Raw genomic sequence first — 2070 nt, forward strand, 5'->3', positions numbered from 1 at the left:
ACATAAAGCCGGGTGACCGGCCTCTCACTGACCACCAGCGTCGGACCGTAGCCCCTACCGCGCGAGCGGTTTAGTCCATCGGCCCATGACGAGTCATTCGTGCGCACTGCCTCTCAGACATTCGGGCGTCGGCTCCGCTCAGGAACCGGTCATTCCGGGGAGGTGGTGGCCGAAGGGTGGTTGTGACACCATGGAACGATAGTCCACGATGAGCGCAGCGATTGCGTTAGTACCATGCGTAATGTTCATACATTGCTGGTCGTTCTGGCGCTCTGGATGACCATAACCGGCTACCAGACTGGCTGCCTTGCCGCCCAGGGCACGCCAGCGCAGCCGGTTGCCGCACAGACAGCAGCGACATCGCCAGCTCCCGCCGCCTCAGCCGCCCCAGCCGCCCCAGCCGCCAAAGCTGTCGAATCTCGCCGACTCGGACTCAGCAACCAGCCCCGGATCGGCGATTTCGACGCCATGCTGGACCGCCGTCTGATCCGGGTACCTGTACCGTATAGCCGCACGCTCTATTACAACGAACTCGGCCACGAGCGTGGCCTGACTGCTGGTCTCATGCGGGACTTCGAGCAGTACTTGAACAAGAGTTACAAGGACAAGCTCGGAAAGCGGCCACTCACCGTCGTGATCGTTCCGACCACACGTGACCTGCTGCTCCCCGGCCTGCTAGCGGGAAAAGGCGATATCGCGGCCGGAAATCTGACTGCCACCGAAACGCGCTTGAAACACGTCGATTTTGTTGCTCCACGTGACCGCACTCCCGTGCGCGAGCTCGTCGTCACTGGGCCCAAGTCACCAGCCCTCACATCGATCAACGACCTAAGTGGAAAGACAGTCCACGTGCGCCCGAGCAGCAGTTACTACGAAAGCCTGAATGCATTGAACGCGCGCTTTAGCAAGGAAGGAAAAGCGCCGGTGAAGCTGGTGCCGCTACCCGATGCGCTCGAAGACAAGGACGCCATGGAGATGCTGAACGTCGGTCTCGTCCAGATCCTTGTCATCGACGACTGGAAAGCGAAGGTGTGGGCGCAGATCCTGCCGAATATCGTGGTCCACAACGAGATTGCGGTTCGCGACGCCGGTTATATCGGGTGGGCAATCCGCAAGCAAAGCCCGAAGCTCCAACAGGCAATCAATGACTTCTACGTTAACTTTGTAAAGAAGCAAAGCGTGGCGGAAGTCCGGCTGAAGCAGGAGATGCAGCGCATCAAGCAGATCTCGAACAATACCGAGGCCGCGGAATTGAAGCGGTTCAACCAGACAGTCAGTCTCTTCGAGAAGTATGGCGCGCAGTACCACTTCGATCCGCTGATGCTCGCCGCCCAGGGATTTCAGGAATCTCAGCTCGACCAGAACGCCCACAGCCACGTCGGAGCGATCGGCGTCATGCAACTCATGCCCGCTACCGGCAAGGAACTCGCCGTAGGCGACATCCGTGTGACGGATGCCAATATCCATGCCGGCGCGAAATATCTCGATCAGCTAATGACCCGCTACTTCCCGGATGCCCACTTCTCTGATACCGACCGCGCACTCTTTGCCTTCGCGAGCTACAACGCTGGTCCAGCAAAAATCGCGAAGATGCGCAAGGAAGCGGCTGCCCGGGGCCTCTCGCCCGACAAGTGGTTCAACAACGTCGAAATCGTGGTGGCGGAAAATTGGCATCGAGACGACAACGTACGTGCGCAACATCTACAAGTATTACGCGGCCTACCGGCTCATCGAGCAGGCCCGGGCGGAGCGCGAACGCGCCATTGGCCAGGTGCGCAAACAAGGTTGATGCCTTGTCGCTACGCCGCCGGTCGAGAATGCGTTGTCCGATCCGCGTGATCTGCTCGTCGGGCAAACCCTGTAGTGGGACGTTGACGTTTTGGCCGGGCGCTACCCTTCGCCACACCATTGTGTGCGACCGCTTGACCCAAGAAGCCGCCGCTTGGGTCGCCCTGTGCCCAAGGTCCGCATCGGGTCCGCATCCGGCCGCAGCCGTTAAGGGTTATTCGATGCCTGCCATCGATCACAGGAATGTGACGGTGCCGCTGCGCGTGTTGGCAGGCGTCGAAT

At 60.0% G+C, this 2070-nt stretch carries 1 pseudogene; it reads left to right on the forward strand.

What is annotated here, in order from left to right:
• The first annotated feature begins 234 nt into the window (after nt 1–234).
• Nucleotides 235–1789, forward strand: a pseudogene (locus AWB74_RS44170) (transglycosylase SLT domain-containing protein).
• Nucleotides 1790–2070: the final 281 nt, after the last annotated feature.

Origin of the sequence: Caballeronia arvi (assembly GCF_001544695.2) — a bacterium.
Classification (GTDB): Bacteria; Pseudomonadota; Gammaproteobacteria; order Burkholderiales; family Burkholderiaceae; genus Caballeronia; species Caballeronia arvi.